The sequence below is a fragment of the Streptomyces sp. NPDC047049 genome (assembly GCF_040643995.1).
Classification (GTDB): domain Bacteria; phylum Actinomycetota; class Actinomycetes; order Streptomycetales; family Streptomycetaceae; genus Streptomyces; species Streptomyces mooreae.
The window spans coordinates 1-24,524 of the sequence record NZ_JBEYVM010000033.1 but is presented as its reverse complement, the minus strand read 5'-3'; the positions used below and the strand labels follow the sequence as shown (position 1 = coordinate 24,524).

At 73.3% G+C, this 24,524-nt stretch carries 23 protein-coding genes and 1 pseudogene; 16 read left to right on the top strand and 8 right to left on the bottom strand.

Annotation, left to right across the window (positions count from 1 at the left end; translation table 11 throughout):
- The first annotated feature begins 11 nt into the window (after positions 1-11).
- A complete protein-coding gene (locus ABZ851_RS36335) occupies positions 12-1,160 on the top strand; it encodes a glycosyltransferase (protein ID WP_361136878.1) in 1,149 nt (382 codons plus the stop codon).
- 20 nt (positions 1,161-1,180) lie between these two features.
- Here ABZ851_RS36335 and ABZ851_RS36330 read toward each other — a convergent pair whose 3' ends face one another.
- On the bottom strand, positions 1,181-2,452 hold the full coding sequence (locus ABZ851_RS36330) for a TerD family protein (protein WP_361136832.1): 1,272 nt from the start codon (positions 2,450-2,452) through the stop codon (positions 1,181-1,183).
- A gap of 246 nt (positions 2,453-2,698) precedes the next feature.
- Between ABZ851_RS36330 and ABZ851_RS36325 the strand changes: the two genes are divergently transcribed.
- The 4 genes from ABZ851_RS36325 to ABZ851_RS36310 all read left to right on the top strand — a co-directional run bounded on the left by ABZ851_RS36325 (position 2,699) and on the right by ABZ851_RS36310 (position 7,400).
- Positions 2,699-3,148, top strand: coding sequence for a DUF6643 family protein (locus ABZ851_RS36325; protein ID WP_311627171.1), 450 nt, complete (start codon positions 2,699-2,701; stop codon positions 3,146-3,148).
- Positions 3,149-3,195: 47 nt separating this feature from the next.
- Positions 3,196-4,020, top strand: coding sequence for an MOSC N-terminal beta barrel domain-containing protein (locus ABZ851_RS36320; RefSeq protein WP_361136830.1), 825 nt, complete (start codon positions 3,196-3,198; stop codon positions 4,018-4,020).
- A 182-nt stretch (positions 4,021-4,202) separates the two neighbouring features.
- A complete protein-coding gene (locus ABZ851_RS36315; protein ID WP_361136828.1) occupies positions 4,203-4,796 on the top strand; it encodes a hypothetical protein in 594 nt (197 codons plus the stop codon).
- Positions 4,797-4,964: 168 nt separating this feature from the next.
- The gene (locus tag ABZ851_RS36310) at positions 4,965-7,400 is read left to right on the top strand and encodes a right-handed parallel beta-helix repeat-containing protein (protein ID WP_361136826.1); all 2,436 of its coding nucleotides are present in this window, start codon (positions 4,965-4,967) and stop codon (positions 7,398-7,400) included.
- Here the strand turns inward: ABZ851_RS36310 and ABZ851_RS36305 are convergent.
- A complete protein-coding gene (locus tag ABZ851_RS36305; RefSeq protein ID WP_361136876.1) occupies positions 7,370-9,757 on the bottom strand; it encodes a hypothetical protein in 2,388 nt (795 codons plus the stop codon). The genes ABZ851_RS36310 and ABZ851_RS36305 overlap by 31 nt on opposite strands.
- A 513-nt stretch (positions 9,758-10,270) precedes the next feature.
- On the opposite strand from ABZ851_RS36305, the gene ABZ851_RS36300 reads away from it, so the two are divergent.
- Together ABZ851_RS36300 and ABZ851_RS36295 are read left to right on the top strand one after the other, a co-directional pair.
- On the top strand, positions 10,271-11,116 hold the full coding sequence (locus ABZ851_RS36300; RefSeq protein WP_361136824.1) for a DeoR/GlpR family DNA-binding transcription regulator: 846 nt from the start codon (positions 10,271-10,273) through the stop codon (positions 11,114-11,116).
- A gap of 63 nt (positions 11,117-11,179) precedes the next feature.
- Positions 11,180-11,653 carry an SRPBCC family protein gene (locus tag ABZ851_RS36295; protein WP_361136822.1) on the top strand — a complete coding sequence of 158 codons (474 nt, stop codon included), beginning with the start codon at positions 11,180-11,182 and terminating at the stop codon, positions 11,651-11,653.
- 2 nt (positions 11,654-11,655) lie between these two features.
- Here ABZ851_RS36295 and ABZ851_RS36290 read toward each other — a convergent pair whose 3' ends face one another.
- The gene (locus ABZ851_RS36290; protein ID WP_088801909.1) at positions 11,656-12,753 is read right to left on the bottom strand and encodes a PLP-dependent cysteine synthase family protein; all 1,098 of its coding nucleotides are present in this window, start codon (positions 12,751-12,753) and stop codon (positions 11,656-11,658) included.
- Positions 12,754-13,115: 362 nt separating this feature from the next.
- Between ABZ851_RS36290 and ABZ851_RS36285 the strand changes: the two genes are divergently transcribed.
- Together ABZ851_RS36285 and ABZ851_RS36280 are read left to right on the top strand one after the other, a co-directional pair.
- On the top strand, positions 13,116-13,403 hold the full coding sequence (locus ABZ851_RS36285) for a hypothetical protein (protein WP_088796612.1): 288 nt from the start codon (positions 13,116-13,118) through the stop codon (positions 13,401-13,403).
- Positions 13,404-13,589: 186 nt separating this feature from the next.
- Positions 13,590-14,108 carry an ATP-binding protein gene (locus tag ABZ851_RS36280; RefSeq protein ID WP_361136820.1) on the top strand — a complete coding sequence of 173 codons (519 nt, stop codon included), beginning with the start codon at positions 13,590-13,592 and terminating at the stop codon, positions 14,106-14,108.
- 31 nt (positions 14,109-14,139) lie between these two features.
- Here ABZ851_RS36280 and ABZ851_RS36275 read toward each other — a convergent pair.
- Positions 14,140-14,260 (bottom strand): annotated as a pseudogene (locus ABZ851_RS36275) (SHOCT domain-containing protein); the annotation flags it as partial.
- Positions 14,261-14,514: 254 nt separating this feature from the next.
- Between ABZ851_RS36275 and ABZ851_RS36270 the strand changes: the two are divergent.
- The 3 genes from ABZ851_RS36270 to ABZ851_RS36260 all read left to right on the top strand — a co-directional run bounded on the left by ABZ851_RS36270 (position 14,515) and on the right by ABZ851_RS36260 (position 16,897).
- On the top strand, positions 14,515-15,189 hold the full coding sequence (locus ABZ851_RS36270; RefSeq protein ID WP_361136818.1) for a TetR/AcrR family transcriptional regulator: 675 nt from the start codon (positions 14,515-14,517) through the stop codon (positions 15,187-15,189).
- A 32-nt stretch (positions 15,190-15,221) separates the two neighbouring features.
- The gene (locus tag ABZ851_RS36265) at positions 15,222-15,806 is read left to right on the top strand and encodes a DUF4865 family protein (RefSeq protein WP_361136816.1); all 585 of its coding nucleotides are present in this window, start codon (positions 15,222-15,224) and stop codon (positions 15,804-15,806) included.
- A 137-nt stretch (positions 15,807-15,943) separates the two neighbouring features.
- Positions 15,944-16,897, top strand: a complete 954-nt coding sequence (locus ABZ851_RS36260; protein WP_361136874.1) for a phosphotriesterase — start codon at positions 15,944-15,946, stop codon at positions 16,895-16,897.
- Here ABZ851_RS36260 and ABZ851_RS36255 read toward each other — a convergent pair.
- Positions 16,887-17,270 carry a PPOX class F420-dependent oxidoreductase gene (locus ABZ851_RS36255; RefSeq protein ID WP_361136814.1) on the bottom strand — a complete coding sequence of 128 codons (384 nt, stop codon included), beginning with the start codon at positions 17,268-17,270 and terminating at the stop codon, positions 16,887-16,889. The two genes, ABZ851_RS36260 and ABZ851_RS36255, sit on opposite strands and share 11 nt — an antisense overlap.
- 123 nt (positions 17,271-17,393) lie before the next feature.
- Positions 17,394-18,614: an ROK family protein gene (locus ABZ851_RS36250; protein WP_336048884.1), complete on the bottom strand. Its 1,221-nt coding sequence runs from the start codon at positions 18,612-18,614 to the stop codon at positions 17,394-17,396.
- A 17-nt stretch (positions 18,615-18,631) separates the two neighbouring features.
- Between ABZ851_RS36250 and ABZ851_RS36245 the strand changes: the two genes are divergently transcribed.
- The 3 genes from ABZ851_RS36245 to ABZ851_RS36235 all read left to right on the top strand — a co-directional run bounded on the left by ABZ851_RS36245 (position 18,632) and on the right by ABZ851_RS36235 (position 21,182).
- A complete protein-coding gene (locus tag ABZ851_RS36245) occupies positions 18,632-19,867 on the top strand; it encodes an MFS transporter (RefSeq protein WP_361136812.1) in 1,236 nt (411 codons plus the stop codon).
- 117 nt (positions 19,868-19,984) lie between these two features.
- On the top strand, positions 19,985-20,752 hold the full coding sequence (locus ABZ851_RS36240; RefSeq protein ID WP_361136810.1) for a maleylpyruvate isomerase family mycothiol-dependent enzyme: 768 nt from the start codon (positions 19,985-19,987) through the stop codon (positions 20,750-20,752).
- Between the two features lie 118 nt (positions 20,753-20,870).
- Positions 20,871-21,182, top strand: coding sequence for a DUF6332 family protein (locus ABZ851_RS36235; RefSeq protein ID WP_361136808.1), 312 nt, complete (start codon positions 20,871-20,873; stop codon positions 21,180-21,182).
- On the opposite strand, the gene ABZ851_RS36230 is transcribed toward ABZ851_RS36235, so the two are convergent.
- Both ABZ851_RS36230 and ABZ851_RS36225 read right to left on the bottom strand, forming a co-directional pair.
- Positions 21,177-21,350 (bottom strand): hypothetical protein, encoded by a 174-nt coding sequence (locus ABZ851_RS36230; RefSeq protein ID WP_361136806.1) that lies wholly within the window; start codon positions 21,348-21,350, stop codon positions 21,177-21,179. The genes ABZ851_RS36235 and ABZ851_RS36230 overlap by 6 nt on opposite strands.
- A 229-nt stretch (positions 21,351-21,579) precedes the next feature.
- Positions 21,580-22,785, bottom strand: a complete 1,206-nt coding sequence (locus ABZ851_RS36225) for a geranylgeranyl reductase family protein (RefSeq protein WP_088796621.1) — start codon at positions 22,783-22,785, stop codon at positions 21,580-21,582.
- Between the two features lie 177 nt (positions 22,786-22,962).
- Here ABZ851_RS36225 and ABZ851_RS36220 point away from each other — a divergent pair, with 177 nt between their 5' ends.
- A complete protein-coding gene (locus ABZ851_RS36220) occupies positions 22,963-24,315 on the top strand; it encodes a dipeptidase (protein WP_361136804.1) in 1,353 nt (450 codons plus the stop codon).
- Positions 24,316-24,524: the final 209 nt, after the last annotated feature.

The window sequence follows — 24,524 nt, the reverse complement described above, 5'->3', positions numbered from 1 at the left end:
CCGTGAGCGCGATGGAGTGGATCGGTGCCGGGTCGCTGTCGGCCTGGGTGTGGCTGCTGCTGGGGCAGGGCTTCTTCTGGCGGACGGACGTCCGGCTGCCGGAACGCCGGGATCCGGAGCGCTGGCCGTCGGTCGCGGTGGTGGTCCCGGCACGGGACGAGGCCGCGGTGCTGCCGGACAGCCTGCCGTCGCTGCTCGGGCAGAAGTACCCGGGCCGGGCGGAAGTCTTCCTGGTCGACGACGGCAGTACGGACGGGACCGGCGCACTGGCCCGGGAGCTGGCGGCCGCGCGCGGGGGGCTGCCGCTCACGGTGGCCTCGCCCAGCGAGCCCGGGCCCGGGTGGACGGGGAAGCTGTGGGCCGTCCGCCACGGGATCACGCTGGCGCGGCAGCGTGTCGCGCCGGAGTACCTGCTGCTGACCGATGCGGATATCGCGCACGAGCCGGACAGTCTGCGGGAGTTGGTGGCGGCGGCGCGGTCGGCGGACCTGGATGTGGTGTCGCAGATGGCGCGGCTGCGGGTGGTGACCTTCTGGGAGCGGCTGATCGTGCCCGCCTTCGTGTACTTCTTCGGGCAGCTCTACCCCTTCCGGTGGGTCAACCGCCCCGGGGCACGGACCGCGGCGGCGGCCGGGGGCTGTGTGCTGCTGCGGCGGGAGGCGGCGGAGCGGGCGGGCGTTCCGGAGGCGATCCGGCATGCGGTGATCGACGATGTGGCGCTGGCCCGTGCGGTGCGGCGCTCCGGCGGCACGGTATGGCTGGGACTTGCGGACCGGGTCGACAGCGTGCGGCCGTATCCACGGCCGCACGAGCTGTGGCGGATGGTCTCGCGCAGTGCCTACGCGCAACTGCGGCACCGGCCGCTGCTGCTGCTCGGCACGGTCCTCGGTCTTGCGCTGGTGTATCTGGCCCCGCCCGTCGCGCTGGTGGCCGGACTGGCCGACGGCGATACGACGGCCGCCGCGCTCGGCGGGGCGGCCTGGGCGGTGATGTGCGGGACGTACCTGCCGATGCTGCGCTACTACGGGCAGCGGCCGTGGTGGGCGCCGCTGCTGCCGTTCACCGCGCTGCTGTATCTGCTGATGACCGTGGACTCGGCGGTGCAGCACTACCGGGGGCGCGGTGCGGCCTGGAAGGGACGGACGTATCCAGCGCCCTGAGCGGGCCCCCGGTGCCGCCGTCATTTGCGGGCCGGTGACCAGTCCAGGCCCCAGCTGTAGGCGTGGTCGACGGTGCGCTGCGGGCTGACGCCGGGCTCGGGCACGAGGTAGCGGGCCTCGCGCTGGACGACGAGTTCGCCGCCGGTGTGGGTGATCAGGGCGAGCGCGCAGACGGTGGAGGGCACTGTGCAGGCGTCGAGCGAGAAGTCGACGGGGGCGCCGTGCTGGGGCTGGAGGGTGACCGTCGCGCTCAGGCCCTCGAAGCTGCGGGCGCCGGCGTAGACGGTGACGAAGATCAGGATGCGCTTGATGCGTGCCTGGTGGTCGAGGTTGATGGTCAGGTTCTCGCCGGCCGCGACGGCGCCGGTGCGGTCGTCGCCGTCGAGCTGGATGAACGGCGGCGCGTGCAGGGCGCCGAAGTTGTTGCCGAGCGGGTGGACCACACCGGCGGCGCCGTCGGTGAGTTCGTAGAGCGCGCACAGGTCGAGGTCGAGCTCGCCGGACGGGGGCAGCAGCGCGCCGCGGGCGCCCATGGCCTGCATCGCCTTGCGGCCGAGCGTCTTGCCGAGCCGCTTGCCCGCCGAGCCGCCGCTCCAGTTGAGGTTCACCCGCATCGCCCCGGAAGTGCCGCCCTGCTTCGTCAAGGAGACGGCGGGGGCATCCTTCGTGAGGGTGACCTTTGTCAGACGAACGGGAGGGGCCGGCGGCGCGGGAGCCGGGGTCGGGGCAGGGGCCTGGGCAGGGGCGGGCGGCGGGGGCGGCGCCGCCGGTTCCTCGACGCTGATGCCGAAGTCGGTGGCCAGTCCGGCGAGACCGGTGTCGTAGCCCTGCCCCACCGCGCGGAACTTCCAGGCGCCCTGGCGGCGGTAGAGCTCGCCGAGCACGAAGGCGGTCTCAGGGCCGGCGTCCCGGCTGTCGAAGCGGGCGATCTCGGCGCCGCTCGCCGCGTCCAGCACCCGGATGTGCAGCCCGGGGACGTTCCCGAAGGGGCCGCCGTCGGCGGAGGCGGCCAGCACCACCGTGTCGACGGCGGGTTCGACCGAGGCCAGGGCGACGGTGAGGGTGTCGGTCATCGCGCCGCCGGCCGCGCGCTTGCCTTCGTGGCGTACGGCGCCGGAGGCATGCGCGGCCTGGTTGTAGAAGACGAAGTCTGCGTCGTCGCGGACCTTTCCGGACACCAGGAGCAGGGCGGAGGCGTCCACGTCCGGTGTCCCCGGGGCGGCCTGCCAGCCCAGTTCCACCCGGACCTCCGGGGCCGGGACCGGAACATTGCCGCCCTTGAGCATCGTCATCGCCGCGCCTTCCTCTCGTCCGCCGCGCCCCCTCTCCGGTGGCCTCTCCAACCTACTTGGCCCGAACCGCTCCGAACGCCCCTTGTTCACCTGCGAGAAGCGGCGTCTTTACACGATCCCTACGGGCGATCGCGACCGATTTCCACAAGTTCGCTCCCATTAGCGCTCCAGAGCCGCTCCGAACACGCAAAACAACCCTCTTTCCAGGCTCCCCAATCGGCACATCGTGGGCTTAACTTATGAGGTATGACCTCCCCCCGCTCTACCTACGGCGGCTACTACGCTTCGCCCTCCTTCCCGGACACCCCGATCTACGACAGCCTCGTCGCCGAACGTGGTACGCCGCAGATCGCCCCGATCCGGGTGAACCCCTCCCCTTACGAGACGGGTTCGTCGTATTTGCCGGCACTCCCGTCGGCGCTGCCGGCCCTTCCGGCCGCGCCCTCCCACCCGTCGCCCGCGCAGGGCTATCCGGGTGCTGCCGCACAGCCGGTCGCCCCGCTGCAGCAGGCTCCGGCGCCGTACATCCCGCAGCAGGCGGGCAGTCGCGGCTATCCGTCCCCGCAACAGCAGCAGCCCCAGCGTCCGCCCATGGGCACGGGGTACGAGGCGATGCGGCCGGCCGCTCCGGTCGCGCCCCGGCCTGCCTCGCCGTACGACGACCCGTACGGCCGGCAGTATCCGCGCGGGTACTGACCCGGCCGGTCGGTCAGCCGTCCGAGGCCGCTGGCAGGATGGACGGCATGCCGAAGCCTGCACTCCAGTCGATCCATCTCTACCCGGTCAAAGCACTGGCGGGGCACGGTCCCGGCGAGGCGGTCGTGGAGCCGTGGGGGCTCGCCGGGGACCGACGCTGGATGCTGGTGGACACGGCAGGAAGGATGATCACCCAACGGCAGCAGCGGACGCTCGCGTTGGCGCACGCCGAGGCGCTTCCGGGCGGCGGCCTGCGGTGCACCGCGCCCGGAAGGGAGCCGCTGACGGTCGAGGTGCCCGCCTCCGGGGAGACGATCCCGGTCGAGGTCTGGAAGGACGAGGTCGAGGCGGTGCCCGCCGGGCCGGCGGCGGCCGCGTGGTTCGGCGGGTACCTCGGTGCCGAGTGCCGGCTGGTGTATCTGGACGCCCCGGAGAAGCGCCGGCCCCTCTCCCCGGACTGGGGAGCGCCCGGTGACACGGTCAGTTTCGCCGACGGCTTCCCGCTGCTGCTGACCACCACCTCGTCGCTGGACGCCCTCAACTCCCTTGTCGCGCAGGGTGATCACGCCGATGAGGGGCCGCTGCCCATGAACCGTTTCCGGCCCAATGTGGTGGTGGACGGCACCGCCCCCTGGGCGGAGGACGACTGGCGGCGGGTCCGCATCGGCACGGTGGACTTCGAGGCGGCCGAGCCCAGCGCCCGCTGCGTGGTCACCACCACCGACCAGTGCACCGCCGAGCGCGGCAAGGAGCCGCTGCGCACCCTCGCCCGGCATCGCCGCTTCGGCGACCGGCTGCTCTTCGGCCGCAATCTGATCCCCCGCGGCGCCGGCACGATCCGCGTCGGCGACCCGTTCGAGATCCTCGGCTGACCAGCCCGCGCAACCGTTCGCCGTCGTCGCGCCGGCCACGCCGGGGCGGGCCCCGGACACGTGTCATACGTCCGGTTGTCGCTCTTTGTACGGGGGGAAGTTGCTCGCTCTTCGCAGAACTCTCGCGTGGACCACCCCTGATGAGGTATCCACGGAGACGGAGAGGGGGCACGATGCGAGCGATGAGAGGCGTATGGCGCTGGCGGCGCAATCCGCTGCGGCGCCGGACCGATCGGATCGAGGCCTGGGTGGCGCTGGCCGCCGCCGTGCTGATCGTCTTCGGGGCGACCTCCGTGGGCTGGTTCGCCGGACGGACCGCACACGGCGCGCTGCTGACGACCGTACGGATACAGCACCAGCAGCGGCATCTGGAGTGGGTCACGGTCGACCGCCTGGTCTCCCGGACCCCGCTCGACCCCGATCCCGAGACCTCGTCGCAGCGCGATGCGCACCGCCGGGTCCTCGCCCGCTGGACGGCCCCGGACGGCACCGCGCACCTCGGGCAGCTCGCGGCTCCGCGCCCGGTGGAGACCGGTGAGCGGTTCCGGATCTGGACGGACGGCCGCGGCCGGGTGGTGCCGCGGCCGATGGACGCCGACACGGCGGCCACGCATGCGGTGCTGGCCGGTCTGGGCACCACGACCGGCGTCGGCATGATGATCGAGGGTGCCCGGCGGATGGTCGTCTGGCAGCTGATGGTGCGTCGTTTCCGCCGCTGGGACGAGGAGTGGGAACGGGCCGGACAGGACTGGGGCCGGGCCGGCGCGGGGAGTTGATCAGGCCGCCCGCCGGGGCGCCCGACCGTGTCAACTGCCGCCCGCCGAGCGCGCTACGGTGGTGGCGCCAGCCTCTCGGCTGGGGCCCCGCAGACCGGAAAGCGGACATCCGCGGACGAATGGTGCCGGGCCGACAACAGCCGCACGAGGTGGGGGCACGACAGCGCCATGGCACAGGGCTCGGTCCAGGTGACGCACTCCGGAACGTCGCGTTGGCGACGCCGCACGGGGGAGTACAGCTCGCTCGCCGCCGCCCTGGAGGCCGCCGGGGACGGTGATGTGCTGACGGTCCCGGCCGGCACCTACCGCGAGAATCTGGTGCTGGTGCGCGCGGTGACCCTGCGCGGCCCGGACGGAGCACGCGGGTCGGTGCGGATCGCCCCGGCCGACGGTGTGGCGCTGACGGTGCGCGCCTCGGCCACCGTCCACGATCTGCATCTGGAGGCGACGGACTCCGCCTCGCCCGCGCTGCTGGTGGAGGACGGCGCCCCGGAGCTGACCGGTCTGCGGGTGGTCACCCGCTCGGCGTCCGGGATCGAGGTCCGCGGGGGCGCCCGCCCGACGGTGCGGCGCTGCACGGTCGACAATGCGGGCGGCGTCGGCATCAGCGTCCTGGACGGCGCGGGCGGCGTCTTCGAGGAGTGCGAGGTGATGGCCGCCGGGCAGACCGGGGTGGCGGTGCGCGGCGGGGCCCATCCGCGGCTGGAGAACTGCCGGATCCACCATGCCTCGGGCGCCGGCCTGTCGGTCAACGGCGAGGGCAGCGCGGTCGAGGCGGTGGGCTGCGAGCTGTACGAGATCAAGGGCGCCGGGATCCAGGTGGCCTCGCGGGCCACCGGCCACCTCACCGACTGCACGGTGCACCGCACCTCCGCCGACGGCGTCACCCTGGACACCGATGCGGTGCTCACGCTCGCCGACTGCGACATCCACGACGTCCCGGAGAACGCGGTCGATCTGCGCTCGCGTTCGGTGCTGACGCTGACCCGCAGCACGGTCCGGCACTTCGGACGCAACGGCCTGTCCGTATGGGACCCGGGCACGCGGGTGGACGCCAACCAGTGCGAGATCCATGACAGTACGGGCGACTATCCGGCGGTATGGGTCAGTGACGGCGCCACCGCCCTGCTGGACTCGACGCGGGTGCACGATGTGCCGGACGCCCTGTTCGTGCTGGACCGGGGCTCCCGCGCCGATGTCGTGGACTGCGACCTCGCCCAGGTCCGCAACACCGCGGTGTCGGTCAGCGACGGGGCGACCGTTCAGCTCGACGACTGCCGGATCCGGGACGCGGCGACCGGGGCGTGGTTCCGCGACCACGGCAGCGGCGGCACGCTCGCCAACTGCACCATCGACGGGGCGCAGACCGGGGTGATCGTCACCAAGGGCGCGGACCCCACCATCGAGGGCTGCACGGTCAGTTCCCCGGCCGAGGCCGGTTTCTACGTCTCCGCCGAGGGCCGCGGCACCTTCCAGGGCTGCCGGGTCACCGGGAGTTCAGGGTTCGGCTTCCATGTGATCGACGGCTGCCGTACGGCGCTGACCCGGTGCCGTACGGAGCGGTGCGCGCGCGGCGGCTACGAGTTCGCCGAGGGCGGCGCCGGTCAGGGCGACGGGCCGACCGTCCAGGACTGCACCAGCGACGAGAGCCGCGCCGTGCAGACGCCGGCCGCCGGGGCGGTGGCGGCCCCCGCGGTGCAGCAGGCCACGCAGACGGCGGGGCTGCTGGGCAACGTCCCGGCGCAGGTCCCGCCGCCGGCCGCCCCGGCAGCCCCGGAACCGGCCGTCAGCAGCCGGCCCTCCGACGAGGTGCTGGGCGAGCTGGACACCCTGGTGGGGCTGGAGAGCGTCAAGCGTGAGGTGCGCAGCCTGATCAACATGATCGAGGTGGGGCGCCGGCGCCAGGAGGCGGGCCTGAAGGCCGCGTCCGTCCGCCGCCACCTGGTGTTCACCGGCTCCCCCGGCACCGGCAAGACCACCGTGGCGCGGCTGTACGGCGAGATCCTGGCGTCCCTGGCGGTGCTGGAACGCGGGCATCTGGTCGAGGTGTCCCGGGTGGACCTGGTCGGCGAGCACATCGGGTCGACGGCGATCCGCACCCAGGAGGCGTTCGACCGGGCGCGCGGCGGAGTGCTCTTCATCGACGAGGCCTACGCCCTCTCCCCCGAGGACTCCGGGCGGGACTTCGGGCGGGAGGCCATCGACACCCTGGTGAAGCTGATGGAGGACCACCGGGAGGCCGTGGTGGTCATCGTGGCGGGCTACACCGCCGAGATGGAGCGCTTCCTGGCGGTCAACCCCGGCGTGGCGTCCCGTTTCTCCCGCACCATCACCTTCGGCGACTACGCACCCGAGGAACTGCTGCGGATCGTCGAGCAGCAGGGCGAGGAGCACGAGTACCGCCTCGCCGAGGGGACCGGCGAGGCGCTGCTGAAGTACTTCACGGCACTGCCCAAGGGACCGTCGTTCGGCAACGGCCGCACCGCACGGCAGACCTTCGAAGCGATGGTCGAGCGGCACGCGGGGCGGGTGGCGGAGCTGGCCGCCCCGAGCACCGACGACCTCTCCCTGCTCTACCCGGACGATCTGCCCGAACTCCCCTGAGCGGGACGGCCGTCGGCACTGCCGTCGGTGGAGTCGTCGGCGGGGCCCTCGGCAGCGTGACGGCCCGTGCGGTCGTCGATGGCGCCGCGTCCCGTGCGGTCGTCGGTGCCGCCGCGTCCCGTGCAGTCGTCGGCGGGCCGCTGTCCCGGCAGGCCCGGACCGAGCCGGGCGATCAGCTCGGCGCGGACCCGGCCGAAGACCGGGTCCGCCTGGTAGTCGCCGTGGCCCAGGATCTGGGCGGGCAGCGGGTTCTGCAGGGACCGGCCGAAGGCCAGCGGGTCGCGCAGCGGGCCCTCGTCGATCCGGCGGCCGTCGTCGCAGGTGAGCCGGATCGGACCGCCGATGGGGTCGGTGAAGCGCCACAGGTTGCGCCAGTCGTCCATCTGGCGGTGCAGGCCGGTCAGCGCGGGCGGCCCGAAGAAGGCGGGGAACCAGCGTCCGTAGAGCCGTTCCAGGGGGCTGCCGTACGTCAGCAGCGCGACCCGGCTGCGGGTGACCAGGTCGAGCTGCCAGACGGCGGCGGCCGCCAGCACACTCCCCTGGGAATGCCCGGAGAGCACCAGCCGGCCGTCGAACCGCTCGGTCCAGGTGGCCATCCGCCAGGTGAGGTCGGGGACGGCGCGCTCGGCGTAGCAGGGCGGCGCGAAGGGGTGGGCGGCGCGCGGCCAGAACGTGCCGACGTCCCAGAGGATGCCGATGGTACGGCGGGCGGAGTGGTCACGGTAGGCGCGCCGGCCCATGGTGATCAGCAGTATGACGCCGGCGCTCATCAGCCACGAGCCCAGGGATTCCGCGGTCTCGGCGGCGGCGTGCACGACCGGCGGCGCGCCTTCGGTGGCGCGGCCCGGCGCCCGGTCGCTGAGCCAGGCGCCGGCCACCGCGCCGGCGCCGAGGACGAGGGTGACCGCGGCGATGGCCGCGACCAGGACCGGTGCGGAGTCGGTGAGTCCGGCGCCGGCGATGGTGCCCGCGATCCGCTTCGTACGGCGCTCGTCGGGATGCTCCCGCGGGTCGTAGAGCCCGGGCACGTCCTTGGCCACCCGGCCGCCGACGATCACCACGCGGACGGCGGCGAGCACGGTCACGATCGCGACGACGACCAGCAGGACGGGGATGACCGACGCCTGCCAGGACAGCAGCACCGGCGGTCCGGGGATGGGGGCGTGGTCCTGGCCCGGGGTCGCCCCGCCGTCCAGCCAGTCCGCGAAGCGCTGGGCCACTCCCCCGGACAGCACCCCGCCGACCGCGCAGGCCAGCAGGGCGACGGCGGGCCCGCCCATGCCGCGCAGGGCGCTGCGCGTGTCGTCGCGGGCGGCGCGCTGCAGGACCCAGGCGGTCAGTGCCAGCGCGAGGACCAACAGGCCCTGGAAGACGGCGATACCGCCGAAGGCGGCGGCGCCGGGCAGCGCGCCGTGGCTGTGCGAGCCGGGGCGCGCCCAGCCGGTGTGCACCACGATCAGCGCCAGCGCACCGAGGGAGGCGAACGGCAGCGCCCGCACGACCAGATGGTCGGACTCGTCGTCCGGCACGGCCTCGCTGCGGGCGGTGCGCCACACGACCACGACGGTGGCGGCCGCGAGCACGATGACCAGGGCGGTCAGGGCCCGGCCGGTGACCGCGAGGGCGGTGTCGCCGCCCGCCTGCCCGTCGGCCTGTGCGCCGGCGGCGCGGAGGACGGCAGCGACGGTCAGCACGCCGGCCGTGGTGTGGGCGGCGCGCAGCCGGGCGACCAGCCGGCGGCCGTACCAGAAGCCGTCGAGGCTGAGCGGGGTGCGTTCGGCGACCGGGGTGTCACGGGAGGTGCCGGGCCTCCGGGGCGGCGGCGAGGCGGATTCGTAGGCGCTCCAGGTGCGGCGCGAGAGCCACCACAGGAAGCCGATGACGAGCAGCGGCACCACGGAGGCGAGTGCGAGGCGGCGGCCCGGGGCGCTCCACCAGCCGGAGTTGTCGGGGCTGAGGAAGCCCATCCAGGATTTGCCGGCGGCACACACGGTGGTGCCGGCGCACTGCCAGGCCGTGAGGTCGAGGGCGACCTCGCAGGCCGCGGCGGCGAGCAGGACGGTGAGGGTGAGGGCCAGGATGCGCACCAGCAGGTCGTAGAGCCGCTGGGCCGGGTGCTCGGACGGGGCGGCCGGGCGCATCCAGTGGGCGAGGTTGGCGACCATGAAGGGCACCAGGAGCAGCCACAGGGCACGGGCTCCGTTGCCCGAGGTGAGGTTGGACCAGCAGTACGCCTCACGGACCGGCTCACCGCGGTAGTCGTCGGGCCGCCGCTCGGCGTCCGCGTCGTCCGTGCGGCGGTAGCAGGCGGCGGTGTCGTCGCCGGTGATCAGCTGGACGCGCGGGTCGCCGAGCATCTCCTGTGCGGTGGTGCCGCCGACGCCGTGCACCAGCAGTTCCAGGGAGAGGTGCGGTGGCGCGGCGGGCGGTGGTCCGTCTGCGGTGCTCTCACGGTCCGTTGGACGGGCGTGCGGTGTCGGGTCCGCGGTCTCCACTGTTGTCCCCCGTAGTCGTGCCCGGACGTCGCGCTCGGCTGTCGCGCGCGGACGTCGTGCTCTGAGATCGTGCTCCGAGGTCGTACCCCGTATATCGGTGCGGTGCGGTACGGCGCCGTGCGGTGCGGCGGAGCGGTGTGCCGTGCGGTGCCGTGCGGCGGTGTGCCGTGCGGCGCGGCGCCGGATTCACGCTCCCCGATTGTGTCTTCCCCCGCGCGGCACATCCAGCACCCACTCCGGCCACCGGCCCTCGCTTCCCCCGTCATCGGCATCACTGTCAGTGCCTCGTGCGAGGATGAGGGCACCAGTGATCGCAGGCGGCAGCCAGCGCGTACGACCCGACGCAACGAGCCGGGGCGGAAGGGACGGGCCGGGGTGAGCGACAACCAGAACCTCCTCGCGGAGCAGCGGCGGGCCCTGATTCTCGACGAGATCAGGCGGCGCGGAGGGGTGCGGGTCAATGAACTCACCCGCAAGCTGAACGTCTCGGACATGACGGTCCGCCGTGATCTGGACGCACTGGCCCGCCAGGGCATGGTCGAGAAGGTGCACGGCGGCGCGGTACCGGTCAGCGAGCCGAGCGCGCACGAGCCCGGTTTCGAGGTGAAGTCGGCGCTGGAGCTGAGCGCCAAGGAGGACATCGCCAAGGCGGCGGCCGAAATGGCGGCACCGGGCAGCGCGATCGCGCTGGCGGGCGGCACGACCGCGTTCGCGCTGGCACAGCAGTTGCTGGACGTGCCGGATCTGACGGTGGTGACGAATTCGGTGCGGGTGGCCGATGTGTTCTACGGCGCGCAGCGGGCGGCGGCCGGCGGCGGCGCGGGCCCCCGCGCGGGCGCCGCGACGGTGGTGCTGACCGGCGGGGTGCGTACGCCGTCGGACACCCTGGTGGGCCCGGTGGCGGATGCCGCGATCCGGTCCCTGCACTTCGATGTGCTCTTCCTCGGGGTGCACGGCATATCGGTGGAGGCGGGGCTGTCGACGCCGAATCTGGCGGAGGCGGAGACCAACCGGCATTTCGTGCGGTCCGCGCGCCGGGTGGTGGTGATCGCCGATCACACCAAGTGGGGCACGGTCGGCCTGAGTTCGTTCGCCACGCTGGATCAGGTGGAAGTGCTGGTGACGGATGCCGGGCTGTCCGCCGAGGCGCGCGCGGAGTTCGCCGAGCTGCCGCCGGAGCTGGTGGTGGCGGGCGAACCGTTGACCGGCACAGACATGTGACGCCCTGTCAGCTATGGTGAGCGACGCAGGCCCGCCGACCGTCCCGTAGGGGGTGCTCGTCCCATGGCACGCCGACTCCGCCCCGTCGAGCTGGACTTCACCGCATCCGCCCCGCTGCGGCTGGTGTTCACCGCGGAGGTCACCGCGCCGCCGGAGGCGGTGTATGCGGCACTGGCGGACGATGTGGCGGGCTGGTCGCGCTGGTTCACGGGTGTGGCACGGTCGGCGCCGACGCACGGCGGTAAGCGCCGGGAGGTGTGGCTGACCGGCGGCACCCGCTTCACGGAGACGGTCCTGGCGGCCGAGCCCGCCGCGCATTACGCCTACCGGGTCGACACCACCAACGCCCCTGGCCTGCGGGCCCTGTTGGAGGACTGGCGGCTGACGCCCGCGGACGGCGGCACCCGGCTGCGGTGGATGTTCGCGGCGGACGGCCCGGCGCCGTTCCGCTTTCTGCTGACACTGGCCAGGCCCGGCCTGGGTCGCGCCTTCAGGGAGTCGGCGCGGGCCCTGGACCGCAGGCTCGCCGGAACCTGACTTCAGACGGGCCAGGAACCGGTGGCCAGGAACGTGTCGAGAGTGCGTGCGTAGGGCGTGATGTCCAGCCCCTGGGAGGCCAGCCAGTCGTCGGAGTAGTACTTGTCGAGGTAGCGGTCACCGGGGTCGCACAGCAGGGTGACGACCGACCCCCGTTGGCCCTCGGCGACCATCTCCGCGACGATCTTCAGGGCGCTCCACAGCCCCGTGCCGGTCGAGCCGCCCGCCTTGCGGCCGATCGCGGTCTCCAGGGCGCGTACGGCGGCGATGCTGGCCGCGTCCGGCACCTTCATCATCCGGTCTATCGCGCCGGGCACGAAGCTCGGTTCCATACGGGGCCGCCCGATGCCCTCGATACGGGAGGCGGTGGCGCAGTCGGTCTGCGCGTCGCCGGTGAGCCAGCCGTCGAAGAAACAGGAGTTCTCCGGGTCGGGGACGCAGACGCGGGTGTCGTACTGCATGTAGTGGACATAGCGGGCGATGGTCGCGGAGGTGCCGCCGGTGCCCGCGGTCGCCACGATCCAGGCGGGCTCGGGATAGCGTTCGAGCCGCAGCTGCTGGTAGATCGACTCGGCGATGTTGTTGTTGCCGCGCCAGTCCGTGGCCCGTTCCGCGTAGGTGAACTGGTCCATGTAATGCCCGCCGGACTCCGCGGCGAGCCGGGCGGAGACCTCGTACACGGTCCGCGGATCCTGCACCAGGTGGCAGGTGCCGCCGTGGAACTCGATCAGCCGGGTCTTCTCACGGCTGGTGGTGGCCGGCATCACCGCGATGAACGGCACCCCGATGAGCGAGGCGAAGTACGCCTCGGACACGGCCGTGGAACCGCTGGAGGACTCGATGACGGGCTTCCCCGGTCGGATCCAGCCGTTGCACAGCCCGTAGAGGAACAGCGAGCGGGCCAGTCGGTGCTTGAGGCTTCCGGTGGGGTGTGTCGACTCGTCCTTGAGGTAGAGGTCGATGCCCCACTCCTCCGGCAGCGGGAAGCGCAGGAGGTGGGTGTCGGCGGTGCGGTTGGCGTCCGCCTGGACCTTGCGGACGGCTTCTTTGAGCCAGCTCCGGTAGGCCGGATCCGTGCGGTCGCCGTCCACGGTCGGCATCGGAGTACCGGCGACGGGCTCGGTGGACGCCGGGGAACCGGCCACGGCCCCGGCCGGCATCGGGGTACCGGCCACGGCCTCCTGGCCGGGCCGGCTCTGCGGCTGCTGTGCGGTGCTCACCGGCGCGCTCCTCTGCGGATCGAAGGCCCGCGCACAACGGCGGGCGGACTACGACTATAACCACCGCCCACACCCTTCTCACCTGCATAAACATCACTTTGGGATACCCCAAGGCGGTCGTGGGGCGGGGTCGTCGCGCGCCGTGCGCGCCAGGGGCACTGGTGCGACGGGCGCCGCACCGGCAGACTTCCCCTCAAGGGGCGGTGGAGGGCGACTGCCCGTCTCACCGAGGAGGTGCCGGCATGGCGGAACCCGAGTTCAACGCGACCGGCGTACGGATCGAGCGATGGCTGCGGTCCTTGACCCGCGCCGGACAGGTCGTCATCTCGGACGGCAGGCTGGTGCTGCTGACCAGCTACGGCACCGAGATCGACAGCGCCCCGCTGCAGGCCGTACAGGCCCACAAACCGCTGTTCGCGGCGCGGGACCGGGCGCTCGCCACCCTCAACGGCCACCGCTATTCGCTCACCCTGGGCACCCCGGAACTGTTTTTCAAGGCCCTGGAGGCGGCGCGTCCGCAACGCACCTGACGGGGCCCTCCGGACGTGGAGGTGCGGTTGCGGGAGCGCACCGGCTGACCGACCCTGGACTCGTATCACTGAGGGTTCACCAGCGGTGACGCTGTGGCGCAGCTGTGGTGCGGCAGGCATCGCTGGATCCGATCTTCGCCCCTGCCCGGTGAGAGGGGCGCCCGGCCTCATCAGGGAGTCGCGGTCGTGATCAGGCAGCCCAGCAGGCACTGCACGGTGGAGCTCCAAGCCGTTCCGGCTCGCATCGGACATGTGCGCAGAATCGTCTCCGCGCAGCTGCGGTACTGGCATCTCGACGCCTTGATAGACCCGGCGGCACTCGGAGTGACCGAACTCCTCGCCAATGTCCACCGGCACGCCCGCCCCAGCAAACAGTGCACCGTGGAACTGCGCGTTCTTCTGGATCAGTTGACGGTCTCGGTGCATGACGAGGATCCCCGGCTGCCGCGGATCCGGGTCGCGGAGAGCTGGGAGACCTGTGGTCGCGGCCTGGCGCTGATCGCGGCGCTCAGCGAGAGCTGGGGAACGCGTCCGGACGGCGGCGGCAAAGTCGTGTGGTTCACTCTTCCGGCCCTGACCGCCGCCCCCGAAGAGGCCCTTACGGTCCGCGGCTATCCGGCCCCCCTGCCGCTGGAGGGCACCGGCACGGCGGCCGGTGCGGCGACGGGTCCGTGCCCGCGGGTACGGGGCACGAAGGTCGGCTGACGGGGCGGGCCCGTGGCGGGCGCGCCCACGGTCATGCCGTGCCTCCCTTGGGGCCGGCGCCGAAGTGCTCCTCCACGACGGAGAGCCGGCGCCAGTACTCCTCCTCGCCGATCTCACCCGAGGTGAAGCCTGCCGAGCACGGCGACGGGCGAGGGCACGTCGGCGGAGACGGAGGCGCCGGAACCCCGGCGCCGGGGAAGACCGGGGTTCCGGTCTCCTTCGAGCCTCTCCCTCAGGAGCCGCCGGTCGCCGTACGGCCAGCGGCTCCTTCCGTACGACGCGGGGAGTACGCGAGGCGCCCTGCCCCCGCTCCGGCCGTACCGCTCGCGCCCGCCGCTCGGCCGTGCGCCCCGCTCCGGGCGCGACCTTCGTTGTCTCTGTAACTACTGGTATGTACAGTGTCTCCATGAGCACTCAGGACCCGCCCGGCGCGCAGGCATCACCCGGCACCCAGGAGCTGCCCGGCACCCAGCGCACCCCCAGCACCCCCGCCGCCCCCAGTGCTCAGGAACGCCTCGTGCGGAGCGCCCAGGAGCTGCTGTGGGAGCGCGGGTACGTCGGCACCAGCCCCAAGGCGATCCTGGAGCGCGCAGGCGTCGGCCAGGGCAGCATGTACCACCACTTCACCGGCAAGTCCGGCCTCGCGCTGGCGGCGATCCGCCGCACCGCAGAGGGCATGAAGGCGGCCGCCGAGGAGTGTCTGAGCACCCCCGGCACGGCGTACGACCGGGTCGCGGGCTATCTGCTGCGCGAGCGGGAGGTGCTGCGCGGCTGCCCGGTCGGCCGGATGACGCAGGACCGCGATGTGGTGCGCAGCGCCGAGCTGCGGCAGCCGCTGGACGAGATGTTCGGCTGGCTCCGGGGCCGGATCGGCGAAGTCCTCACCGAGGGGCAGCAGCGCGGTGAACTGGCCCCCGGCCTGGACCCGTCGGCCACTGCGGCGACCGTCGCGGCCGTCGTCCAGGGCGGCTACGTCCTGGCCCGCGCTGCCGATGACCCCGCGCCGTTCGACGCGGCCGTACGGGGCGTGCTCTCCCTGCTTGCCACACAGGTCACACCCGGCACGGGCGCCACCCGCTGAGCGCCCCTCCCCCGCACCGTACGGAGCCCGTCATGCACGCCATGCAGTATGCGATCACCCTGCCCGCCGACTACGACATGCAGATCATCCGGCACCGGGTGAAGTCCAGGGGCCATCTTCTGGACGACTTCGCCGGACTCGGCCTCAAGGCGTACGGAGTACGGGAGCGCGGGGTCGACGGCTCACCGGTCAATCAGTACGCGCCGTTCTACCTCTGGGCCGATCCGGAGGCCATGAACCGCTTCCTCCTCGGTGACGGATTCCGCGGGGTGGTCCGCGACTTCGGACGGCCGGTCGTCCAGCACTGGCAGGGCCTCTACCACCGCCCCGGCCCGGCCGCCGACGCCCCGCCCCGCACCTACACCCGGCGGACGGAGACGCTCGCCGAGGACGCCGACGCCGCCACCGTCATCACCCGCGCGGTGGCCGGACACGAGGAGCTGGCCACGACGGACGGAGTGCACACCACCGCACTGGCCCTGGACCCACGGCACTGGGAGCTGGTCCACTTCACCCTCTGGGCGCACGCCTCCCCCGGGGCCGTCGGGGACCGTTACGAGGTGCTGCATCTGTCCGCCCCGGGCACCGGCCGGCTCGGCACGGGACGGCAGTGGTGAACGGGACCCTGCCGGGCACACCGGGTACACCGGGTACACCAGACACGCCGGACACACCGGCCGCCTCCAACGCCCAGACGGCCCCCGGCGACACCGCGCCCGCCGTTCCTGCGCCCCTCGGCGACACCGCCCCCACCATCCGTACGGTCCTGGGCGACATCACCCCCGCCGGTCTCGGCGTCTGTGACGCACACGATCATCTCTTCCTGCGCAGCCCGCAGTTGCCGGGCCAGGAACTGGACGACCCCGGGGCCGCGGCCGCCGAGCTGCGCGCCTTCCGCGCGGCCGGCGGTTCGGCGGTGATCCAGTGGACGCCGTACGGCATGGGCCGGGGTGCCACCGAACTTCCCCGGCTGGCACGGGAGTCGGGAGTGCACATCGTCGCCGCCACCGGGCTGCACCAGGCGGCCCACTACGCACCCGAGGTGCTGGAGCGGCTTCGCGACGGGCCGGCCGAGCTGTTCGTCGCCGAACTGACCGAAGGAATCGGCGGCACCGGCCCGCGCGCCGGGATGATCAAGGTGGCCGGAGGCTTCCACGGTCTGGACGCGCACGCCCGGCACACCATGGCAGCGGCCGCCGAGGCCCAGCGGGCGACCGGGGCGGTCATCGGTGTCCATCTGGAGCTGGGCACCGGTGCGTCGGCCGTACTCGACCTGCTCTGCGGCGAGTTGGCGGTCCCCCCGGACCGAGTGGTCCTCGGCCACCTCAACCGCTCGCCGGACCTCGTCGCCCACCGGACAGCCGCGGAGGCCGGGGCATACCTGGCGTTCGACGGTCCCTCGCGGGCCCATCACGCGACCGACTGGCGCCTCCCCGACGCACTGGCCTCGCTCGCCGAGGCGGGCTTCGGCGACCGGATCCTGCTGGGCGGCGACACCACGACGGCCGGCGCCCGGTCGGTGAACGGCGGCCCCGGCATGCCCCATCTGCTGCGCCACCACCGGGAACGTCTCGAAATCGCCCTGGGAAAGGACCTGGTGACACAGTTCCTGACGACGAACCCGGCCCGCGCCTTCGCCGCCGACTGGGCGCGGGCCCCGGGGAAACCGCACCGAAGCCGGGAGGCGCGGCGGGCGCCTACAGCGTGACCGAGATCCCCACATGCGGGCGCTTTCCGCCGCGTACCAGCGCACCGATGCCGTCCATCAGCCGGAAGCGCAGCCCGTATTTGCCCGCCATCGCCCGGCGCACCCGGTCGAGTTCGCCCTTCCCCTCCAGGAGCCGGCCGGTGCCCTCGACGGTCTGCGCACCCTCGGCGATCCGGCCCCGGACATCGCACGGGGTGACGGTCACCCGGCCGTCGTGACGCAGCCGCTTCACCTTCCAGCTGTCGTCCCGCGTCCACACCAGTAGCTCCTCCCCGTCGGCCACCGCCCACACCGGGGTGGCCACCGGCGTTCCGCTCTTGCGGTACGTAACGAGGCTGACGTAAGGACTGCGCGCGACCGCTTCGGGAATCATGGCCACAGCCTAGGACGGCGGCGGGACGTCGGCCGGGCACTGCACCTTGAGGAGCAGGAGCGCAGACAGCCCGCCCCCGAACCCCGCCCGTATGCCGCGGCCCCCCGTTGCCCCGTTACCTCGTTACCGCTCGAGGACGACCAACGGATCGTCCAGAACCGGCTGCCAGGCCAACTCCGCCGCGCCGACCAGGCTGTTGTGGTCGAGGGTGCAGGGCAGGATCGGCACCCCGCCGCTGCGGCCCCACAGGCTGCGGTCGGCGACCACCGCGCGCAGCCGCTCCGGATCGGCCTCCAGCAGGGCGCGGTGCAGTCCGCCGAGGACGATGAGGTCGGGGTTGAGGATGTTGACGAGTCCGGCCAGGCCGAGCCCGAGGCGGTCGATGAGGAGATCGGCGGCCGAGCGGACGCCCGGATCGGCGTACTCGTCCCGCAGCAGGTCGGCGGCCTGCTGGAGCAGGGAGACCTCGGGGCCCGGTTCGCGGCCCGCCGCGCCGAGGAAGGCGAGCGGGTCCGCCTCGACGTCCAGGCAGCCGCGGCTGCCGCAGTGGCAGGGCGCCCCCTCGGGGTTGACCGTCAGATGCCCGACCTCCAGCGCCAGGCCCGAACTGCCGCTGTGCAGGCGGCCGTCGAGCACCAGCGCCCCGCCGACGCCCCGGTGGCCGGACGCCACACAGAGCAGATCACGGGCGCCCCGGCCGACGCCGTGCCGGTGTTCGGCGAGCGCCATGAGGTTGACGTCGTTGCCGGTGAAGCCGATCTCCGTGGTGACTCCGGGGATGCCGGCGTCGGCCAGCGCGCGCAGGAAGAGTGCCCGCACGGGGGCGCCGGAAGGCCAGGCGAGGTGGAGCGGCGCAAGGGCCTCACCGTCCGGTTCGGCGACCGCGGAGGGCACCGCGAGGCCGGCGCCGAGGCAGCGCCTCCCGGTCTCGCGCAGCAGGTCCGAGCCGGCCGCGACCACATCGGCGAGGACATGCGCCGGGTCGGCGGGGATGGTGCCGCAGCCGGTCGAGGTCGCCACGATGCGGCCCCCCAGGCCCACCAGCGCGACCCGGAAGCCGTCGGCGTGGATCTGCGCGGCGAGCACGACCGGTCCCCTCTCGGCGACGAACAGCCGGTGGGAGGGGCGCCCCTGGGAGCCGGCCGAGGCGGTCGGCCGGGAGTCGACGGTGATCAGGCCGAGCGCTTCGAGCTCGGCGGCCACCGCCCCCGCGGTCGCGCGGGTCACGCCGAGTTCGGAGGTCAGGACGGCGCGGGTGGGTGCGCGTCCGGTGTGTACGAGCTCCAGTGCGGGTCCGAGGGCGCCACGGCCCCGCTCCAGCCTGGTTGTCCGAGTCTGGGTCACCCCTCTATTCTGGCTTTGTGCCGACACTAAACAAAATACGGGCGGCCCTGACGAAGGACCCGGGCCGCACTCCTCCCGCCGATCCGCACCTGACCCGCCTCCGCATCGCCCTCACGGCCTTCTTCGCCATGGACGGCTTCCTCTTCGCCGGCTGGGTGGTCCGGATCCCCGCGATCAAGGCACAGACCGGCGCCGGTGCGGGCGCCCTGGGACTCGCGCTGCTCGGCGTGTCGGCCGGCGCGGTCGCCTTCATGATGCTCACCGGCAGGCTGTGCCGGCGGTTCGGCAGCCACGCCGTGACGACCGCCTCAGCGGCCGCCCTCGCGCTGAGCATCGTGCTGCCGCCGCTCACTCACTCGGCGACCGCGCTGGGACTGGTCCTGCTGGTCTTCGGCGCCGCGTACGGCTCGCTCAACGTCGCGATGAACAGCGCCGCGGTCGACCTCATCAGCGCGCTGCGGCGTCCCGTGATGCCCGGCTTCCACGCCGCCTTCAGCCTCGGCGGCATGCTCGGCGCGGGCCTCGGCGGGCTGATCGCGGGCAGTCTCTCCCCCACCGTTCACCTGCTGCTGCTCGCCGCGATCGGCCTGCTGGTGACGGCCGTTGCGGGGAACTCGCTGCGCGCACACCCGGCCCCGGCCGTCCCCGAGCGGCTGCCGGCGGCGCAGGAGAGCGGACCGCGGCACGGCCGGGCGGGCCGCGGCCGCGGTCTGGTGCTGGTCTTCGGGCTGATCGCGCTGTGCACCGCGTACGGCGAGGGGGCCATGGCCGACTGGGGTGCGCTGCACCTCTCCCAGGACCTGGACGCCGGACCGGGTACGGCCGCCGCCGGATATGCCGTGTTCGCGCTGGCGATGACCCTGGGGAGGCTGTCCGGGACGGCGCTCGTGCAGCGCTTCGGCGCGGCGCGGGCACTGATCGCGGGCGGGACGACGGCGACCGCCGGCATGCTGCTGGGCGCGCTCGCCCCCTCGGCCGGGGCGGCCTGCGCCGGCTTCGCCGTGGCGGGCCTGGGGCTCGCCAACATCTTCCCGATCGCCATTGCCCGGGCCGGCGAGAGCGGCGGCCCGGACGGGGTCGCCGTGGCCTCCACGGTCGGCTACGGCGGCATGCTGCTCGGACCGCCCGCCATCGGCTTCCTCGCCGAAGCGGCCGGGCTGCCGACGGCCCTGACGACGGTGGCGTTGCTGGCCGCGGTCGCCGCGGTCATCGCGTACGCCACCCGCGGGGCGCACCGCGCCGGGCGGGCGTGAACCGGCCGGCGCGCCCCCACGAGCAGGCACGCCGTCCGCCCGCTCCCCTGCGTGTGGGCAACCGCCGCCCGGACCCGCGCGGGTTTGTTGTCAGTGGCGGCTGGCACACTTCTGACCATGGAGATCACTGAGTTCGTCGAATCGCTGCGACTGGACGGAAGCCTGCTCGCCGACGCCGCCGAGGAGGCGGGGCCGGATGCCCGTATTCCGGCCTGTCCCGAGTGGCAGATGCGGGATCTGGTCACCCACATCGGCCGGGTCCACCGCTGGGCGACGGAGTTCGTGACGCAAGGCGTGCAGCAGCCCAGCCGTCCCCCCGAGGCCCCGGAGCTGTCCGACGACGAGCTGGTGGCCTGGCTGCGCGAAGGCCATCACCACCTCGTCCTGGCGCTGCACTCCGCCCCGCAGGACCTGGCGGCCTGGACCTTCCTCCCCGCACCCTCCCCGCTGGCGTTCTGGGCCCGCCGGCAGGCGCACGAGACCTCCGTGCACCGCGTGGACGCACAGCAGGCGCTCGGCGCCTCCCTCACCCCGCTCCCGTCCGCCTTCGCGGCCGACGGAATTGATGAACTCCTGACGGGCTTTCACGGCCGTGACCGCAGCCGGCTGCGGACGGACGTCCCCCGGACGTTGCGGCTGCGCGCGACGAACGCACCCGGCGCCGACTGGACCGTCCGGCTCTCCGACGCGCCGCCGCACACGGTGCGTACCGCCACGGAGGACGGCGGCGACGGACCGGACACCGACAAGCCGGCGGACTGCACGATCGAGGGCCCGGCCGAGGAGCTGTACCTCGCACTGTGGAACCGTCTGCCGTGGGACGCGATGACGATCACCGGCGATGAGACCCTGCCCCAGCTGTGGCGGGAGCGCGCCGGGCTCTGAGAGCTGTGCTCACGGGTTTTACGGGCTCTTGATGCACGGCAGCCCCAACCGGCAGACAGCCAGGACGCGTTCCTCCGGAGACGGGCCGGAGTCCGGTGCCCCCTGGGAGACTGTCGGTATGTCACCCAGCCGTACGCAGGCCGAGCGCGACGCGGTCACCGTCGAGATCATGTTTGCCCTGGTCAGCGGCGCCTTCATGGGTGCCGCAGGTTTCGGGGTGCTGGGCAGCGCGGCCCTGTGGGGCCCGGTGCCGGCCTCGTGGCGCGGACCGTGGCTCGCGGTGAGCGCCGCTCTCGGCGGGGTGCTGTTCTGCGTCCAGGTGGTGCGCGTACTACGGCGTCTGCCGCACCGGCCGGGGGCCGGTCCGTCCCCGCAGGACGTCGTCTGGATTCAGCCCGGCCAGCCGGGCCGCACCAGCCCCGACTCATAGGTCGTGCCCGGCGAAGCCGGAGCCGGCCGGCACGAAGACCGTGACGGCGAGCGTCGAGAGCCATGGCAGCCGCGTGCCGGACCAGCGCCGGGGTTCCCCGGCCGGGGGCACCGGCCACCCCTCGGGGCCGAGGCCGCGCCGCGCCCACGGCGGCCATGCGTTCTCCATGACCGTCACGCCAGACCGGGGCGGAGGCCTGCGGCGTCAGCCCGGGGCGGTGATCCGCCGTACTCCCGGGGGAGTACGGCGGGACGTGGGCCGGGGGGGACGGACACGTCGCCCGGCCCACGGGAGACGTCGCCGGGCCCGCGGGAGGCGAAGGGGGCCGATACCCTCCGCGCCCCTCCCGCCATCGCCTGCGTGCGGCCGGGGCCGCGCCTCACCCGTGCCTCACGGCTCACCCCCGGTTCATCGCCTCCAGCGCCCGGCGCGCCATCGAATGGGTGCGCACGATCTCGGCCAGCGTGGTCGTCCCGCGGGTGATCTTCGCAAAGGCCTGCCAGGCCGGGCGGAAGCCGGTGACCGCGGCGTGCATCAGACCGGGGCGGCGCGTGAAGACCTTGAGCATCTGGCGCCCCACCCCCATCTCCACACCGAGGCCCGCCTTGATGGCGAAGGCGTAATTGAGCGCCTGGCGACGGGCGTCCACCGCGTCATGGGCCTCGGAGACGCGCACCGCCCACTCCCCCGCGAGCCGCCCCGACCGCAGCGCGAAGGAGATGCCCTCTCGCGTCCAGGGCTCCAGCAGCCCAGCCGCGTCACCGCACACCAGCACCCGGCCGCGGGACAACGGGGAGTCCTCGGCGCGGCAGCGCGTCAGGTGCCCGGAGGAAATGCTGGGCTCGAAACCGGCGAGGCCCAGCCGGCCGATGAAGTCCTCCAGATAGCGCTTGGTCGCGGCCCCCTCGCCCCGCGCGGAGATGACACCGACGGTCAGCGTGTCGCCCTTGGGGAAGACCCAGCCGTAGCTGCCGGGGATCGGACCCCAGTCGATGAGCACCCGGCCCGCCCAGTCCTCGGCGACCGGCGCCGGTACCGGAATCTCCGCCTCCAGGCCGAGGTCGACCTGGTCGACCTTGACCCCGACATGGGCTCCTATCCGTCCGGCGCTGCCGTCCGCACCCACCACGGCGCGGGCCAGCACCACCTCGCCGTCGCCCAGCACCACCGCGACGGTCCGCCGGTCCGGCACCTCGGCGCCGTGCTGCTCCACCCGCGAGACCGTGACACCCGTGCGGACCGTCGCGCCCGCGTCCTTGGCCGACTCGACCAGCCGCGCATCGAAGTCCGGGCGGTTGATCAGCCCGAACAGCATGTTCCGGGAACGGCGGGTGCGGGTCAGCCGGCCGTTCAACGAGAACGTCACCGCATGCACCCGGTCACGCAGCGGCAGCTCGAAACCGGGCGGCAGCGCGTCCCGCGAGGGCCCGATGATGCCGCCGCCACAGGTTTTGTAGCGCGGGAGCTCCGCTTTCTCCAGGAGCAGCACCCGGCGTCCTGTACAGGCCGCGGCATGCGCGGCCGAGGCGCCCGCGGGCCCCGCACCCACCACCACGACGTCCCACACCTGCTGGTTGTCCTCGGCTGCGTGCTCGCTGCTCACCTGTGCTTCTGCTCCCGTTCGATGCCTGGCTGCGCGTACCGCCCGCATCCTACGGGCCGCTGTTGAGCCAGAGGCCTGTGGGAAGATCGGGGGCACTGATGCCCGTACGTCCGGCCTGTCCGGCTCACGAGGCCGGACGGCCCGTACGCACAACGCCGCGCCCACAAGGAGCGTTCCATGTCTGACAGCCCGCTCGCACGTACCGTCGCCGCACTGCAGCCCCGCGCCAGGACCGAGCTGGCCGAGCTGGTGGCCTTCAAGTCGGTGGCGGATCCGGCCCAGTTCCCCAAGAGCGAGTGCGAGGCGGCCGCCGACTGGGTGGCCGGGGCGCTGCGGGCGGACGGCTTCCAGGACGTGGCGCTGCTGGACACCCCGGACGGCACCCGGTCCGTGTACGGCTTCCTGCCCGGCCCTGACGGTGCCCCGACGGTGCTGCTGTATGCGCACTACGACGTGCAGCCGCCGCTGGACGAGTCCGCCTGGATCTCCCCGCCGTTCGAGCTGACCGAGCGTGACGGCCGCTGGTACGGGCGCGGCGCGGCCGACTGCAAGGGCGGCCTGATCATGCATCTGACGGCGCTGCGTGCCCTGAAGGAGCACGGCGGGGTACCGGTCAACGTCAAGGTGATCGTGGAGGGTTCGGAGGAACAGGGCACCGGCGGCCTGGAACGCTACGCCGAGGCACACCCCGAGCTGCTGGCCGCCGACGCCATCGTCATCGGCGACACCGGCAACTTCCGGGTCGGGCTGCCGACGGTGACCGCGACGCTGCGCGGGATGACGCTCGTACGGGTCCAGGTCGACACCCTGGCGGGCAACCTCCACTCCGGCCAGTTCGGCGGCGCGGCCCCCGACGCACTGGCCGCGCTGATCCGGATCCTGGACTCGCTGCGTGCCGAGGACGGTTCCACCACCGTCAACGGACTGGCCGCGGACGCCTCCTGGCAGGGCCTCCAGTACGCCGAGGAGGACTTCCGCAAGGACGCCAAGGTGCTCGACGGTGTCGGGCTGGTGGGCAGCGGTTCGGTCGCGGACCGGATCTGGGCCCGTCCGGCCGTCACGGTGCTCGGCATCGACTGCCCGCCGGTGGTCGGCGCCACCCCCTCCGTCCAGGCCGGTGCGCGGGCGCTGGTCAGCCTGCGGGTGCCGCCGGGCACGGACGCGGCCGAGGCGACGAAGCTGCTGACCGCGCATCTGGAGAGCGCCGCCCCCTGGGGCGCGCGGGTCGCGGTCGAGCAAGTCGGCCAGGGCCAGCCGTTCCGCGCCGACACCAGCAGCCCGGCGTACACCTCGATGGCCGCGGCACTGCGCGAGGCGTACGACGGCGAGGAGATGCAGACCTCCGGCATGGGCGGCTCGATCCCGCTGTGCAACACGTTGGCCGCGCTCTATCCCGACGCCGAGATCCTGCTGATCGGCCTGAGCGAGCCGGAGGCCCAGATCCACGCGGTCAACGAAAGCGTTTCTCCGCAGGAGCTGGAGCGGCTTTCGCTGGCGGAGGCGTTGTTCCTCCGTCGGTACGCGGAGTGATTCCTGCGCGTTTTCGGCTTTCCCGCCGTGGGGGTCTCTCTTCGTTTCGCCTGCGGCGGGCCGGTTCGCTGCGCTTTGCCTCGGTCCGTTTTTTGCTTTCCCACCGTGGCGCCTGCGGCGGGCGGGTCCGCTGCGCGGGGCTGTGGGTGCGGTGACGGGCCTCCGGGGCCTGGTGTGTGGACTGCTTCGCTTTACGTCCACACACCAGG

Bases quoted from the DNA above. Each gene is read 5' to 3' on its own strand.
- ABZ851_RS36240 (WP_361136810.1), top strand. From the start codon at position 19,985: ATGGAGATCACTGAGTTCGTCGAATCGCTGCGACTGGACGGAAGCCTG.
- ABZ851_RS36290 (WP_088801909.1), bottom strand. From the start codon at position 12,753: ATGCCGACCGTGGACGGCGACCGCACGGATCCGGCCTACCGGAGCTGG.
- ABZ851_RS36265 (WP_361136816.1), top strand. From the start codon at position 15,222: ATGCACGCCATGCAGTATGCGATCACCCTGCCCGCCGACTACGACATG.
- ABZ851_RS36325 (WP_311627171.1), top strand. From the start codon at position 2,699: ATGACCTCCCCCCGCTCTACCTACGGCGGCTACTACGCTTCGCCCTCC.
- ABZ851_RS36310 (WP_361136826.1), top strand. From the start codon at position 4,965: ATGGCACAGGGCTCGGTCCAGGTGACGCACTCCGGAACGTCGCGTTGG.
- ABZ851_RS36305 (WP_361136876.1), bottom strand. From the start codon at position 9,757: ATGCTCGGCGACCCGCGCGTCCAGCTGATCACCGGCGACGACACCGCC.
- ABZ851_RS36330 (WP_361136832.1), bottom strand. From the start codon at position 2,452: ATGACGATGCTCAAGGGCGGCAATGTTCCGGTCCCGGCCCCGGAGGTC.
- ABZ851_RS36320 (WP_361136830.1), top strand. From the start codon at position 3,196: ATGCCGAAGCCTGCACTCCAGTCGATCCATCTCTACCCGGTCAAAGCA.
- ABZ851_RS36285 (WP_088796612.1), top strand. From the start codon at position 13,116: ATGGCGGAACCCGAGTTCAACGCGACCGGCGTACGGATCGAGCGATGG.
- ABZ851_RS36270 (WP_361136818.1), top strand. From the start codon at position 14,515: ATGAGCACTCAGGACCCGCCCGGCGCGCAGGCATCACCCGGCACCCAG.
- ABZ851_RS36220 (WP_361136804.1), top strand. From the start codon at position 22,963: ATGTCTGACAGCCCGCTCGCACGTACCGTCGCCGCACTGCAGCCCCGC.
- ABZ851_RS36255 (WP_361136814.1), bottom strand. From the start codon at position 17,270: ATGATTCCCGAAGCGGTCGCGCGCAGTCCTTACGTCAGCCTCGTTACG.
- ABZ851_RS36235 (WP_361136808.1), top strand. From the start codon at position 20,871: ATGTCACCCAGCCGTACGCAGGCCGAGCGCGACGCGGTCACCGTCGAG.
- ABZ851_RS36230 (WP_361136806.1), bottom strand. From the start codon at position 21,350: ATGGAGAACGCATGGCCGCCGTGGGCGCGGCGCGGCCTCGGCCCCGAG.
- ABZ851_RS36295 (WP_361136822.1), top strand. From the start codon at position 11,180: ATGGCACGCCGACTCCGCCCCGTCGAGCTGGACTTCACCGCATCCGCC.
- ABZ851_RS36335 (WP_361136878.1), top strand. From the start codon at position 12: ATGGAGTGGATCGGTGCCGGGTCGCTGTCGGCCTGGGTGTGGCTGCTG.
- ABZ851_RS36315 (WP_361136828.1), top strand. From the start codon at position 4,203: ATGAGAGGCGTATGGCGCTGGCGGCGCAATCCGCTGCGGCGCCGGACC.